Consider the following 13,721-nt stretch of genomic DNA (forward strand, 5'->3'; position numbering starts at 1 on the left):
GCGTACCCGTTAAGGAGACAGCAATGGCAGTGCCCCGCCTCGTACGCAGGACCGCGCTGACCCTCGGCACGGTCATGGCGCTCGCCGCGCCCGCGGCCCCCGCCCTCGCCACCGGCGCGCCCTCCGGCAGCGTGGACTTCCGCTCCGGGCTGCAGCCGATCGACGGATTCGGCTTCGCGCAGCCCTTCCAGCGGGCCAGTCTCATGCGCGGCACGCCGGCGCCGGGAAACACCGAGGGCCTGCCGCCGGCCAAGCAGCGCGAGGTGCTCGACCTGCTGCTCAGCCGCGACAAGGGCGCGGGCCTGTCCATTCTGCGGCTCGGCATCGGATCGTCGGCCGACAGCGTGTACGACCACATGCGCACCATCCAGCCGACCGACCCGGGCGGGCCCGACGCGCCGCCGAAGTACGAGTGGGACGGCGACGACGGCGGACAGGTGTGGCTGGCCAAGCAGGCCAAGGCGTACGGCGTGAAGCGCTTCTACGCCGACGCGTGGAGCGCGCCCGGCTACATGAAGGACAACGGCACCGACGCGAACGGCGGCACCCTCTGCGGGCTGAGCGGCACGACCTGCGCGAGCGGCGACTGGCGGCAGGCCTACGCGAACTACCTCGTGCAGTACGCCAGGTTCTACCGGCGGGAGGGCATCAAGCTCACCGACATCGGGTTCACGAACGAACCCGACCTGACCGTCTCGTACGCCTCGATGCGCTTCACCCCGGCCCAGGCGGCGGAGTTCATCAAGATCTTCGGCCCCACGGTCAAGCGGTCGGGCCTCGGCATGAAGGTGGCCTGCTGTGACGTCGCCGGCTGGACCGGACAGCAGGAGTACACCGCCGCCATCGAGGCCGACCCACAGGCGGCGAAGTGGGTCGCCACCCACACCGGCCACCCGTACGTCAGCCCGGTCACCGGCCCCCTGCCGACCGAGCGACACGTGTGGATGTCGGAGTGGTCGCCGAACGGGACCACCTGGAACGAGAACTGGGACGACGGCAGCGGCTACGACGGCTTCACCATCGCCGAGGACATCCACCGCACCCTCACCACAGGGAACGCCAACGCCTACGTGTTCTGGTTCGGCGCGTCCATCGGGGCCACCCGAGGGCTGATCCAGCTGGACGGCGCGAACTACAACGTGTCCAAGCGACTGTGGGCGCTCGCCGCCTACGGCCGGTTCATCCGGCCCGGCGCGACCAGGGTGTCCGCCACCGCGACCGACCCGGCGCTGAAGCTCACCGCGTACCGCAACGCCGACGGCACCAAGGTGGTCGAGATCCTCAACACGGCGACGACGCGTACCCAGGCGGCTCTCACGCTCGACCGGCCGGCGCTCGGGCGCGTGACCTCCTACCTCACCGACGGCGAGCACTCGCTGGCGAAGACCGGTGCCGCCAGGGCGCACGGCAAGCGGCTGGCGGTGGACCTCGCCCCGCGCTCGCTGACCACCGTCGTGCTGGGCCGATGAGCAGGGCGCGGGTGGCCATCGTCGGCACCGGCGGGATCGCGGGCATCTGCCACGTCCCCGCCCTGCGCGGCGAGGCCGCCCGCGCCGAGGTCGTCGCCGCGATGGACGTGGACGCCGGCCGGGTGAAGACCTTCTGCGACGAGCACGGGATCCCGGGGGCGTTCACCGACCTCGACCGGCTGCTCGAGGAGATCCGCCCTGACCTCGTGCACGTGTGCACGCCGCCGCTCGTCCACACCGAGCAGGTCGTCGCGTGCCTGGAGGCGGGTGCGTGGGTGCTGTGCGAGAAGCCGCCCTGCCTCTCGCTGGCCGAGTACGACCGGATGGCGGCCGCCGAGGGCACCGGCGGGAGCGGCGCGGGCGTTGACGGCGCGGGCGGCGGGCCGTACGCCGCCATCGTCTTCCAGCACCGGTTCGGCTCAGGCGCCGGGAGGATGCGGGAGCTCATGGCACGTGGCGAGCTCGGCCGGCCGCTGGTGGCCCAGTGCGTGACCGCGTGGTACCGCGACCACGCGTACTTCGAGGTCCCGTGGCGGGGACGCTGGGACACCGAGGGCGGCGGCCCGACGATGGGGCACGGCATCCACCAGATGGACCTGATGCTGGCGCTGCTCGGCGAGTGGATTGAGATCCGCGCGATGGCGGGCCGGCTGGACCGCGACGTGCAGACCGAGGACGTGTCGATGGCGATGGTGCGCTTCGCCTCGGGAGCCATGGCGAGCGTCGTCAACAGCGTGCTGTCGCCCCGCGAGGAGAGCTACCTGCGCTTCGACTTCACCGACGCCACCGTCGAGCTGCGTCATCTGTACGGCTACCGGGACGCCGACTGGAGTTACACGCCCGCGCCGCACGTACCGGAGGCGCGCGCCGCGGCCTGGACCGCCCCGGCGGCGGGGGGCGCTGCGGACGTGCCGAGCTCGCACGCCGCGCAGCTCGCCGCGCTGCTCGACTCCTATGAGCGGGGCGAGCGGCCGGCCACCAGCGGGGCCGGCGGCCGGCAGACCCTGGAGTTCGTCACGGGTCTCTACAAGTCCGCGCTGACGGGCCGGCCCGTCCTGCGCAGCGAACTGGCGCCGGGGGACCCCTTCTATCACCGGCCGCACGGCGACACGCCCGGCTGGGCCCCGGAGGTGGGGACATGACGTTGCAGATCGACCGGATGGACGGCGCTCTGTCGGTGTGGGCCGGTGACGTCGAGATTCTCCGGTACGTCTACGAGCAGAAGGCCGACCCGTTCGAGGGGCCGAAGCCGTACCTGCATCCGGTGCGCACGCTGGCCGGTGACGTGGTGACCGGCTACCGGCCGCACGACCACCGCTGGCACAAGGGCATTCAGATGACCGCCTCGCACGTGTCGGGGGAGAACTTCTGGGGCGGCGGCAGCTATGTCCGCGACGAGGGGTACGTCGACCTGCCCAACGTCGGGTCCATGCGCCACGAGGAGTTCACCGAGCTGTGGACGGGCGACGACCGGGTCGAGGTGGCCGAGCGGCTCGGCTGGCACACCCAGGCCGGCGAGCGCTGGGTCGACGAGATCCGGTCGATGACCGTGGCCGACGCCGGCGATGTCTCCTGGGCGCTGGACTTCCGTACGAGGCTCACGAACGTGTGCGGTCAGCCGCTGGACTTCGGCAGCCCGACCACGAACGGCCGCCCGATGGCCGGTTACACCGGGCTGTTCTGGCGCGGTCCGCGAGCGTTCACCGGCGGCGAGGTCATCGCCGCCGACGATCAGGGCGGTCCGGAGATGATGGGCCGGCCCGCCCGCTGGCTGGCCTACGTCGGACGCCACGACGAGGTGGACCGCTGCTCCACCCTGCTGTTCATCGACGGCCCGGACAACAAGGCGGCGCCGACGCACTGGTTCGTACGCAACGAGCCGTTCGCCGCCGTGAACCCGTCGCTGGCCTTTCACCAGGAGTACGTCCTCGGTCCCGGGCACACGCTGGACCTGCGCTATCGGATCGTCGTCGCCGCCGCCGCGTGGGACCGCGAGCGGCTGGACTGGTACGTGCGGACCCACCCATGGTGAGCGATCAGGGCGCGGACCGGTCTGCCGGTGCGGCCGGGTTCCCCGGCGGCGTCGGGGTCTCAGGGCTGCGGGTCTACGACTGGCCGGCGGCCGACGGGGTGTGCGGCGGCTCCCCGCACGTCCACCTGGTGTGCGCGGAGGCGTACGTCGTCGTCGGCGGCAGCGGGCACGTGCAGACGCTGAACGCCCAGGGCTACGCCGAGACCTCGCTCAGCGCGGGCGCGGTCGTGTGGTTCACGCCCGGGACGATTCACCGGCTCGTCAACTCCGACGGAAGGCTGCACATCCTCGTCATCATGCAGAACAACGGCCTGCCCGAGGCCGGTGACGCCGTGTTCACCTTTCCGCCGGCCACGCTCGCCGACGCCGGCGCCTACGAGAGGGCCGCCGCGCTCCACGGCGATCCGGACGAGGCGGCACTGGCCCGGCGGGATCTGGCGCTGGAAGGGTTCTTCGAGCTCAGCGCCAGGGTGCGGGCCGGTGAGCTCGGCGCGCTGAAGGACTTCTACGGCGCCGCGCGCGCCCTGAAGGCCGGTTCGTTCGGCGCCTGGAGGGAGCGGTGGGAGGCCGGGCCGCTCGCGGCCGCGGCCCGTACCGGCGAGCAGCTGGAGCGGCTGGCGGCGGGCGACTGGAGCCATCTCACCGAGGCGGCGGTGCACCGGCTGGCCCCGCCCGAGGAGCGCCGGCACGGAATGTGCGGCCGGCTCGACACCTACGACCCGTCGGCCGGACGGCCACCCGGCTGAAGCCCTCGACCTCTCCCGGTATCCCTCGACAGTCCTCTCCCTCCGCCTTCGTCTCCGCACCCACCCGCAGGAGGAACGACATGAAGTCACGTGCACTCGTCACCTTGCTGGCGACACTCGCGCTCATCGGGGCCGCGGTCGCCCCGGCGTCCGCACATCCGGGCCGGGGGCCCGAGAACCTCCGCCGGCTGGCGCACCAGACGGGCGTGCGCATCGGCTCGGCCGTCGCGGTGGACGCGCTCGCGGACGAGGCCGACTACCGCAAGGTGCTCCGGCGCGAGTTCACCAGCGTCACCGCTGAGAACGCGATGAAGTGGGAGTCGGTCGAACCGGAGCGCGGCCGGTACACCTGGGAGGACGCGGACTCGGTGGTCGAGTTCGCCCGGCGCAACCACCAGGCGGTGCGCGGCCACACCCTCGTCTGGCACAACCAGCTGCCCACCTGGCTCACCGAGGGCACCTTCACCGACGAGGAACTGCGCGGCATCCTGCGCGACCACATCACGACCCAGGTACGCCGCTACCGGGGCAAGGTCCGGTCATGGGACGTCGTCAACGAGGTCGTCAACGAGGACGGCACCCTGCGCCCCTCGCTGTGGCTGACCAGGCTCGGGCCCGGCTACATCGCCGACGCCTTCCGCTGGGCGCACAAAGCCGACCCCAGGGCCAAGCTGTACGTCAACGACTACAACCTCGAATGGATCGGCCCCAAGAGCGACGCCACCCTCGAACTGGTCAAGGGACTCAAGGCCGAGGGCGTGCCGGTCCACGGGGTCGGATTCCAGGGGCACTTCTCGCTGCAGTACGGCTTCCCCGGCGACTTCGCCGACAACATGCGCCGCTTCACCGCACTCGGGCTCGAGACCGCCATCACCGAGATCGACGTGCGGATGCAGCTGCCGGTGACCGACGAGAAGCTGGCCACCCAGGCCGACTACTACCGGCAGGCGCTGTCGGCCTGCCTGGGCGTGCGGCGCTGCGTGGAGTTCACCGTCTGGGGCTTCACCGACCGGCACTCCTGGGTCCCCGGCTGGTTCGAAGGCGAGGGTGCGGCATGCATCTTCGACGAGGCGCTGAACCGCAAGCCCGCCTATAACGCCCTGCTGGCACTGGGTCGGCGACGCTGAGACCGGGCCGAACCGGGCCGGTCCTGGACTGAACCGGCGGCCCTGAGCTGAATCCGGGCTGAACCTGGCGAGGCCCGATCGCGCGATGACGGTGCGCTTCGGGCCTCGCCGCCCCCTTTACGGCTCCCCGGCCCATCGGGCCCGATCCCCCCGGCTCGGGCTCAGCCGCGCGGGTCCGGGCGCAGCACCTCGATGATCCGGCCGTCGGCGGCGGTCGCCGTGATGGTGACCGGATCGGCGTCGGACGGCCACCAGGCGAGGTAATGGCCCGCGCTGATGGTCGCCGTCACGAGGCGCCGGTCCGCGGTCGTGATGACGACCGTCGACACCTTGGACGTCGCCTTCCCGTACGCCACCCGGAACGGGACGGACCTGTCGATCCGCGCGGACCTGTCGATGCGCACGGGTGCTCCGCCGAGCACGATCCCGTCGCCCGTGAGGCGGCCGGCGTCGCCGGCGCCCACGAACAGCGGCGCGCCGGGTTCGCCCACGCACATGCCGTACCGGCCGGAGCCGCTCATGAGCACCGCGGTGAGGCCGCCTCGATCCTCCGCCACCACCTCCTTCAGACCCGCGGCGTCGAGCGACCGAGGCTGCCCGGAGAGCCGTTCCTGGCAGGAGTGGGCCGCCGCCGTCCTGGCCGCGGGACTGAGGGAGGCCGGGACCGCCGTCCACGACGCCACCGGAGAGGGACTCTCGAAGGCCATGCCGCCGATCACCAGGGCGATGTCGACCACGGCCAAGGGCGCGAGCGGGGCGAGCAGCATCCAGCGGCGGCGCCGTCGGTCCCGCGACGACCGGCCTTTGCCGAGGTCACCGAGGTCGCCGGCCGCTCTGAGCTTCATGCGCGGGTCTCCTGACTTGTCCAGCAGGCGTGGGCCGACCGGCTCGGGTCAGCTGGGGAGGTGTGCGGTGTCTCGAGCCTCATGGCTGAGAGCGGCCCGCACAAGATCGGGACCTGTCCGAGCCTGTCCGTATCTGTCTGTGCAGGTCAGAGGCTTCGCCGGCGGGCGAGCGGATCTCGGACGGCGGCGTCGGCGCTGCTCGTTCCCGCTGGACGGTTATCGATCACCGTCGATAGATTCGTCCCGTGCCCCTCGACACGTTCCAGCCCGATCCGGACGGGGCACGAACCGCTGCCGAATTCGTGGCCCTGCTGCGGAGTCTCAAGGGGTGGTCCGGGCTCACCTACCGGCAGCTGGAGACGCGGGCGCAGAGCAACGGGGACTTCCTGCCGCGCAGCACGATCGCCACCGCGCTCGGCCGAGAGTCGCTCCCTCGCGAGGAACTGGTCAGGGCGCTGGTCATGGCATGCGGTTGCGATGCCGAAACCGTCGCCCGCTGGTCGTCGGCGCGCCGGCGGCTGGCGACCGGGCCGGACGTCGCCGGGATCGCCGGCGCGCAGCCGTCCGGTGGCGAGGTGGACGAACTGGCGTCGGAGGACGTTCGCCGTCTCCCCGCCCCTCGTGGCCGGCTGCGCCGCCGCGGCATCGGCCGAGTGCTGGTTCCGGTCGCGGCCGCCTCGTTCGCCGTCGCCCTCGCGGCCGGGCTGGTGCCCGGCGTTCCCGGACTGACCTCCGGTTCGGACGGCTCAGCACGACCCACCGGGTCGGCCGCCGCGCCGCGGCTTCCGGCGCCGGCGGCCTGGTGGCGGTTCGAAGAGGCCGGTGGCCGGGCGGTGTCGGACTCCTCCGGGCACGGTTTCGCCGCCGCCGCGCATGGCGGCGTGCGGCCCATGGCGGTCCCGGGCGGCCGTGCCCTGGAGTTCGACGGCACCGGTCATCTCGCCACAGACGGCCCCGTCATCCGCTCTGACGCGGCCTTCACGATCACGGCGTGGGTGCGCCTCGACGAGCTCGGCCAGTGGACCACCGTGGTCACCCAGCACGCGGGCGCCTATCCCGCCTTCCTGGTGAACTACGATCCCGACCATTCCGAATGGGTGTTCATGATGCCCCACCCGGTCAGCGGCTCCATCAAGGGCGACCGGGGACTGTTCAGCGGGATCCCGGCGACGCGCGGAAAGTGGACCCACCTGGCGGCGATCTTCGACCCCGTGGCCGGACAGGTGAGCCTCTACATCAACGCCGTCATGGAGGCCTCCGGCCCCGGCACCGCGATGCGCCGGGGCGACGGTCCTTTCGACATCGGGCGAGGATGGCGCGACGGCAGGGCGATCGACGGCTGGCGCGGCGCGATCGACGACGTACGGGTCTTCGACCGCGTCCTCACCGCCACTCAGATCCGCGACGTGCTGACCCACCGGACATAACGCGCTTCGCCCCGGCCGGGACGCGGCTCACGCGGAGGACTCGTACCTGTAGCCGACCCGCCGGATCGTGACCAGCCGATGGCCGTGCGGACCGAGCTTGCGGCGCAGCCGGTGGACGTGGACGTCCACCGTCCGCGCGCTCGGCCCGAACTCCGCTCCCCAGACCGATGCCAGCAGCTGCCGGCGGCTGAAGACCTGACCCGGATGGGCGGTCAGATGGGCGAGCAGCTCGAACTCCTGGTAGGCCAGGTCGAGTTCCCGGCCGGCCGACCAGGCCCGCCGCGTGGCTCCGTCGACGACGACGTCGCGGAGGGCGGGCGCGGGTGCTTTCGCGGCGGGCGGCCCGGTCGCAGTCGATGCGGCGGCGGGCTGCGAGGACGACGGGGACGGCGGGAGCGGCGAAGACGACGGCGGAAGCGGCTCCGTCCGTTCGGGCATCGCGGTCTCGTCGGTGGTGATGAGATGCCCGACGATGGCGAGGGCCCTGCCGGTCCCGGGCACCGGGACGACGCCGAGGAGCGTGCCGTGCTCACCCGGCAGCGCGCGGGCGGCGGCGGTCAGGTCCTTTTCGGTGGCGGAGGTGACGACGTCGCGCACGTACGCGACCAGATCGATGACGTTCGCGAGCTGCTGCTCGGGCATGGCGATCCCGTTTCCAGTGGTCGAAGCGATCGGTGGGCGGATGCGGGGCGGCGGCCGTCGCACAGCGCGCTCGCCTGCAGCCGGAGATCCACGTGCAACCGCGCCACGAGAAGCGGATCGGTCTTCATAGCGACATCATCCGAGCGGTTTCAAACTAAGTCAACTCATAAAGTAGGGAATATCGGGAGCATCGATAGCACCGACCGCACTCACCCACACCCTTCTGCATGATCACGGCGGGGAAACCGCTGCCGTGATCATGCACTTGGGTGCCGTAGCCCTGCGGCTCATCCCTGGCGATCCGTGACCGCTGGTCGCTTACGCGCTTTTCTGCATGATCACGGCGGGGGGAAGCTTTGGCGGGGGCGAGATGGGGAGTGGTGTGATGAGGACGTCCATGTCGGGGGCGTGGGGGACGTTCGGGCGGAGTGCACCGGCCTTGCGCCAGCCCCATCCGGTATAGGCCCGGTAGGCCGTGGTGTTGTGCGGGCGTACGAGGAGCACCGCCCGCGCTTCGGGCCGGGCCGACAGCAGCTCGTCGTGCAGCGCGCGCCCGACGCCCTGGCCGGCCCATTCCCGGCCGACCATGATCTCGGACAGGGCGAACGTCCTGGCCCCGTCCTCGCGGGTGAACCCCGGCTCCGGCTCTTCGAGCAGCCCCAGCCACCAGGCGTCGCCGGAGTGCCGGCCGAGCGGCCAGCCCCATGCCTGCCCCACGGGTTCGCCGTCGCGGTAGGCGATGACCATGTCGAACTCCGGTCGCACCGTGTAGGCGTCGAACCGCTGCATGAAGGCGTCCTGGCCGGAGAAGAGATCGCCGGGGACCATCCGTTCGGCATAGGCGTCGCGATGGATGCGCGCGACCGTTCCGCTCACGGCACGCGCACCTTCGGCGCCATGGCGGCGGAACGTCTGGTCGCCCACGATGGACCCCCTCGCTAGCCGACGGATCACCATCGATGTACCCGCAAGGGGCATTCCATACCGCCCGGGACCCCGCGGCGCTCGGGGCGCGAGGGCGGCTGTCTAACCTTGGTGATGGCGGCAGCCGTGGTTGCGACGATCACGGGCTCAGAGCAGCTGATGACCAAGGAGACGTGGGTTGCGACTCGTACATTCCGGCAAGGTCCGTGACGTATACGCCGACGGGGACGACCTGATCCTCATCGCGTCCGACCGGGTGAGCGTGTACGACGTCATCCTGCCCACCGAGATCCCCGACAAGGGGAAGATCCTCACGCAACTCTCACTCTGGTGGTTCGAGCAGCTCGCCGACATCGTGCCGAACCACGTCGTGTCCGCGACCGACGTGCCGGAGGAATGGGCGGGCCGGGCCATCCGGTGCCGGCGGCTGGAGATGCTGCCCGTGGAGTGGATCGCTCGCGGCTACCTCGCCGGGCTCGGACTCCAGGAGTACGAGAAGCAGGGCACCGTCTCGGGCGTCGCGCTGCCACCCGGCCTGGTCGAAGCCTCCAGGCTGCCCGAGCCCATCTTCACACCGACGACCAAGGCCACCGAGGGCCACGACGAGTTCATCACCTTCGAGGACGTGGTCGCTCAGATCGGAGCGGGCACCGCCGACGAGCTGCGGCACGTGACGCTGGAGGTCTACCGGCGCGGCGCCGCTCTCGCGGCCGACCGCGGGATCATCATCGCCGACACCAAGCTGGAGTTCGGCCGGGCGCCGGACGGCGCCCTCGTGCTCGCCGACGAGGTGCTGACCCCGGACTCCTCGCGGTTCTGGCCCGCCGACGGGTGGGAGCCGGGGCGGCCCCAGCAGGGACTCGACAAGCAGTTCGTCCGCGACTGGTCGGCGACGCTCGACTGGGACCGGACGCCGCCAGGACCGGAGATTCCGCCCGAGATCGTCGACGCCACCCGGCGCCGCTACGTCGAGGTGTACGAACGTCTCACCGGACGCCGCTGGTAGCCCCCTGTCACTGCGCGGCCCTCGCCGCGGCCGGGTGAACCTGCCATCATTCGCTGATGCCCGCCGGTCGTGATCTCGCCCAGCTGCCCAAGGCCCACGTGCACCTGCACCTGGACGGCGCGATGCGCCGTGGCACCCTCGCCGAACTGGCCGAGGCGGCCGGCATCGAGGCCCCGCTGCCGCGCGGGTACGGGTCGTTCGCCGCGTTCATGGAGACGATCACTGCGGCGGCCCGGTGCCTGCGCACGGCCGCGGACACCGAACGCCTCGTCAGCGAGGTGGTCGAGGACGCCGGGCGGGCCGGTGCGGTGTGGGTGGAACCGTCGATGTGGCCGGGGCTGTTCGACGGCCGGCTCGGATCGGCCGCCGAGGCCGTCGACGTCGTGCTCGCCGCAGGGCACGACGCGGCACGGCGGCACGGTGTCGGATTCGGCCTGATCGTGGCGGCCAACCGCGACCGCGGGCCGGCTGAGGCGCTGGCCATGGCCCGGCTGGCGTCGTCCCGTGCGGTCGACGGCGTCGTCGGGTTCGGTCTCGACGGCGATGAGACGGCGGCTCCCGGATCCTGGTTCGCCGAGGCGTTCGCGGTCGCACGTGACGCCGGACTGCGGGTGGTGCCCCATGCCGGTGAGCTGGCCGGCCCCGAGTCGGTGCGGGAGGCGCTGGACGTCCTCGGCGTCGACCGGATCATGCACGGCGTCCGTGCGGCGGACGACCCCGAGCTGGTCGAGCGGCTGGCGGAGAGGGGCATCCCGCTCGACGTCTGCCCCACCAGCAATGTGATGCTGTCGGTCGTACCGTCCATGGATCGGCATCCGCTGCCCGCGTTGCTCGCCGCCGGTGTGCGGTGCAGCATCAACGCCGACGATCCGCTGCTGTTCGAGACCGACCTGTCGGCGGAGTACGAGATCGCGCGCACCGAACTCGGCCTGACCGACGTCCAGCTCGCCGCGGTCGCCGGCACCTCCCTGCGGCACAGCGGTGCGCCGCGCGACCTGGTGGACCGGGCGCTCTCGGGCATCGACGCCTGGCTGCGCGGGCCGATGGCCTGAGGGGCGGATTTCCCGACACAGACCGTCTTCAGCCGGCATCTGGACGCCCTTTTTTGAGTCCGTTTGTCGGCGGTGGCTCACGATGGTCGTGACGGGGAGGCTTGCGGACGCGATGACACACACCAGGCGTACAGACCCACTCGGAACACCCGGAAGGACAGGCGCGGCACGGTCCACCCTGCCTCTGCTGTACCAGAGCGGCGCGGAGCGCGCGCGGTTCGGCGAGATACGGCTGTTCTCGATCGCCCTCGCCCATCACGCCAGGGGCGAGAGCCGTCGGCTGCTCAACCGGATCCTGGCCGACTCGACCATCCTCTACAACCTGTACAAGAAACACCATCGCGTGGTCGGCGGGACGGTCTTCCACGAGCTGCGCCTGTTGTTCGACAGGCACGCCGAGGAGCAGCTCAAGGTGATCGATCTGGTCGGCGAACGGGTGCATCGGATCGGCGGGGTGGCGATCGCCGACCCTCGCCACGTGGCCGAACTCACCACGGTGCCGCGGCCGCCGGGCGGTGACGAGAAGGTCCCGGAGATGCTCGCCCGCCTGCTGGAGGCACACGAGATCGTCCTCGGGAAGGTCCGCGAGGCGATCGAGAAGGCCGCGGCGGGCCACGACGACGGCACCGCCGACCTGCTGATGGGCGAGGTGCTCAGGACCAACGAGCTCCAGGTCTGGTTCGTCGCCGAGCACCTGGTCAACCTGTCGGCCGCCGAGGTCTGAGGGCCGAGCCGCCGCCAGTGTTCCCGTACGCCCGTACGAATCATCGGGCCCGCGCACGGCACAGGCGTCACCTGCGCGGATCACGACCGGCTGGTTGAGGCCGTCTCGCCCCGGCGCACCGGAACAGGACGGCCCCTACCAGCCGCCTGCCATCCTCCGTGGCGGTCAGGCCTCCAGGCGGCCGTCGACGCGGCGCGGAAGCCCCAGCGGGTTGTCGTCGCGCAGGGATTCGGGAAGCAGCGCGGGCGGGGTGTCCTGGTGGGTCACCGGGCGCAGGAAGCGCTGCATCGCGGCCGTGCCCACCGACGTCGCCGTGGCGTCCGTCGAGGAGGGGTACGGCCCGCCGTGCTGCTGTGCCCAGGTGACGGCGACACCCGTCGGGTAACCGTTCCAGACCACGCGGCCGACCCGCTCGCCGAGCCGGGCTCCCGCGCCGGCCGCGACGTCGTCGGCGCCCGTACCCGTGTGCACCGTGCCGGTGAGACTGCCCGGCACCCTGTCGAGCGCCGACAGCAGATCGGCCTCGTCGGTGTAGGAGACCACCACCGTGACCGGTCCGAAGCACTCGTCCAGGAGCAGCTCGGCGGTCTTCTCGTCGGAGAGCACCGTGCTCGGCGCGGCGAGCACCCGGGCGCTAACGACGCGGTCCTCGCCGTCGGCGCCTGAGGCGACGACCCGTACGCCCGGCAGCGCCTCCCGCTGCGCCAGCCCGGAGCGGAACGCCGTGCGGATGCCGTCGGTCAGCATCGCGCCGGGGCCGACCTCGGTGACGCTCTGCGCCATGCGGTCGACGAGCCGGTCACCGGCCTCGCTCGCGGGCACGAAGACCAGGCCGGGCTTGGTGCAGAACTGCCCCACGCCGAGCGTGAACGAGCCGGCCAGGCCGACCGCGATGTCCTCGGTGCGCTCGGCGGCCGCCGCCGGGGTCACGACGACCGGGTTGAGGCTGCCGAGTTCACCGTAGAACGGGATCGGCTCCGGGCGGGACCGCGCGATGTCGAACAGCGCCCGCCCACCGCGGACCGAACCGGTGAAACCGACCGCCTTGACATGGGGGTCGGTCACCAGGGCGACGCCGGCCTCCTGGCCGTGCACGATCTGGATGACATCGGCGGGCAGCCCGGCCTTCTCGGCCGACGCGCGCATGATCCGCGCACACCGCTCGGACAGGTCCGGATGGGCGGGGTGGGCCTTGACGACGACGGGACACCCGGCGGCGAGGGCGCTCGCGGTGTCACCCCCTGGCACGCTGAAGGCGAGCGGGAAGTTGCTCGCGCCGAACACGGCGACCACACCGAGGGGCACCAACATGCGACGCAGGTCCGGACGCGGCACCGGGCGCGCCGAGGGGTCGGCGTGGTCGATCGTGACGCCGAGCCACGAACCCTCTTCGAGCGCCTCGGCGAAGAGCCGGAACTGGAAGGCGGTACGGGCGAGCTCGCCGCGCAGCCGCGGCTCTCCGAGCGCCGACTCGGCGTCCGCCACCTCCACCAGTTCGTCGCCCGCGTCCTCGAGCCCGGCCGCCAGCTCCCGCAACAGAGCCGCACGGCCCGGTATCCCCGCCGCGTCGAGCGCGGCACGGGTCGCGTCGGCCGCGCGGCAGGCATCCGCCACTTCGGCCGCGGTCGCCTCGACGGCGACCGCGACTGCATCACGGCGCTCTCCGGTGCGCGCGTCGACGCTCCAGACCGGTTCGCTCATGAGATCAACCTCCAGGTAATGAGATT

General features: G+C 71.9%; 13 protein-coding genes. 9 read left to right on the forward strand and 4 right to left on the reverse strand.

Going from position 1 to position 13,721, the window contains the following annotated elements; all coding sequences use genetic code 11:
• The first annotated feature begins 23 nt into the window (after positions 1-23).
• The 5 genes from HKK72_RS09860 (at position 24) to HKK72_RS09880 (ending at position 5,374) form a co-directional block, all read left to right on the forward strand.
• Entirely contained in the window at positions 24-1,469 is a 1,446-nt protein-coding gene (locus HKK72_RS09860) for a glycoside hydrolase family 30 protein (protein ID WP_187233980.1), read from the forward strand.
• Positions 1,466-2,611 (forward strand): Gfo/Idh/MocA family protein, encoded by a 1,146-nt coding sequence (locus HKK72_RS09865; RefSeq protein WP_187233981.1) that lies wholly within the window; start codon positions 1,466-1,468, stop codon positions 2,609-2,611. The genes HKK72_RS09860 and HKK72_RS09865 overlap by 4 nt, the downstream gene beginning before the upstream one ends.
• The gene (locus tag HKK72_RS09870; protein ID WP_187233982.1) at positions 2,608-3,501 is read left to right on the forward strand and encodes a PmoA family protein; all 894 of its coding nucleotides are present in this window, start codon (positions 2,608-2,610) and stop codon (positions 3,499-3,501) included. The genes HKK72_RS09865 and HKK72_RS09870 overlap by 4 nt, the downstream gene beginning before the upstream one ends.
• Entirely contained in the window at positions 3,495-4,247 is a 753-nt protein-coding gene (locus HKK72_RS09875; protein ID WP_187233983.1) for a cupin domain-containing protein, read from the forward strand. The genes HKK72_RS09870 and HKK72_RS09875 overlap by 7 nt, the downstream gene beginning before the upstream one ends.
• Positions 4,248-4,327: 80 nt before the next feature.
• Positions 4,328-5,374, forward strand: a complete 1,047-nt coding sequence (locus HKK72_RS09880) for an endo-1,4-beta-xylanase (RefSeq protein ID WP_187233984.1) — start codon at positions 4,328-4,330, stop codon at positions 5,372-5,374.
• A 161-nt stretch (positions 5,375-5,535) separates the two neighbouring features.
• Here the strand turns inward: HKK72_RS09880 and HKK72_RS09885 are convergent, their stop codons facing one another.
• Positions 5,536-6,219: a hypothetical protein gene (locus tag HKK72_RS09885; RefSeq protein WP_187233985.1), complete on the reverse strand. Its 684-nt coding sequence runs from the start codon at positions 6,217-6,219 to the stop codon at positions 5,536-5,538.
• A gap of 245 nt (positions 6,220-6,464) precedes the next feature.
• On the opposite strand from HKK72_RS09885, the gene HKK72_RS42080 reads away from it, so the two are divergent.
• The gene (locus tag HKK72_RS42080; protein WP_187233986.1) at positions 6,465-7,646 is read left to right on the forward strand and encodes a LamG-like jellyroll fold domain-containing protein; all 1,182 of its coding nucleotides are present in this window, start codon (positions 6,465-6,467) and stop codon (positions 7,644-7,646) included.
• 27 nt (positions 7,647-7,673) lie between these two features.
• Here HKK72_RS42080 and HKK72_RS39775 read toward each other — a convergent pair whose 3' ends face one another.
• The gene (locus HKK72_RS39775) at positions 7,674-8,288 is read right to left on the reverse strand and encodes a winged helix-turn-helix domain-containing protein (protein ID WP_222720542.1); all 615 of its coding nucleotides are present in this window, start codon (positions 8,286-8,288) and stop codon (positions 7,674-7,676) included.
• 318 nt (positions 8,289-8,606) lie between these two features.
• The gene (locus tag HKK72_RS09900; protein ID WP_222720543.1) at positions 8,607-9,164 is read right to left on the reverse strand and encodes a GNAT family N-acetyltransferase; all 558 of its coding nucleotides are present in this window, start codon (positions 9,162-9,164) and stop codon (positions 8,607-8,609) included.
• Positions 9,165-9,390: 226 nt separating this feature from the next.
• On the opposite strand from HKK72_RS09900, the gene HKK72_RS09905 reads away from it, so the two are divergent.
• From HKK72_RS09905 to HKK72_RS09915, 3 genes are all read left to right on the forward strand, one after another.
• Entirely contained in the window at positions 9,391-10,218 is an 828-nt protein-coding gene (locus tag HKK72_RS09905; RefSeq protein ID WP_187233988.1) for a phosphoribosylaminoimidazolesuccinocarboxamide synthase, read from the forward strand.
• Positions 10,219-10,274: 56 nt separating this feature from the next.
• Positions 10,275-11,270, forward strand: coding sequence for an adenosine deaminase (gene add, locus HKK72_RS09910; RefSeq protein ID WP_187233989.1), 996 nt, complete (start codon positions 10,275-10,277; stop codon positions 11,268-11,270).
• 112 nt (positions 11,271-11,382) lie between these two features.
• The gene (locus HKK72_RS09915) at positions 11,383-11,994 is read left to right on the forward strand and encodes a Dps family protein (protein ID WP_187233990.1); all 612 of its coding nucleotides are present in this window, start codon (positions 11,383-11,385) and stop codon (positions 11,992-11,994) included.
• Positions 11,995-12,159: 165 nt separating this feature from the next.
• Here the strand turns inward: HKK72_RS09915 and HKK72_RS09920 are convergent, their stop codons facing one another.
• Positions 12,160-13,695 carry an aldehyde dehydrogenase (NADP(+)) gene (locus HKK72_RS09920; protein ID WP_187233991.1) on the reverse strand — a complete coding sequence of 512 codons (1,536 nt, stop codon included), beginning with the start codon at positions 13,693-13,695 and terminating at the stop codon, positions 12,160-12,162.
• Positions 13,696-13,721 lie beyond the last annotated feature (26 nt).

The organism is Actinomadura sp. HBU206391 (genome assembly GCF_014323665.1).
Lineage (GTDB): Bacteria > Actinomycetota > Actinomycetes > Streptosporangiales > Streptosporangiaceae > Actinomadura_C.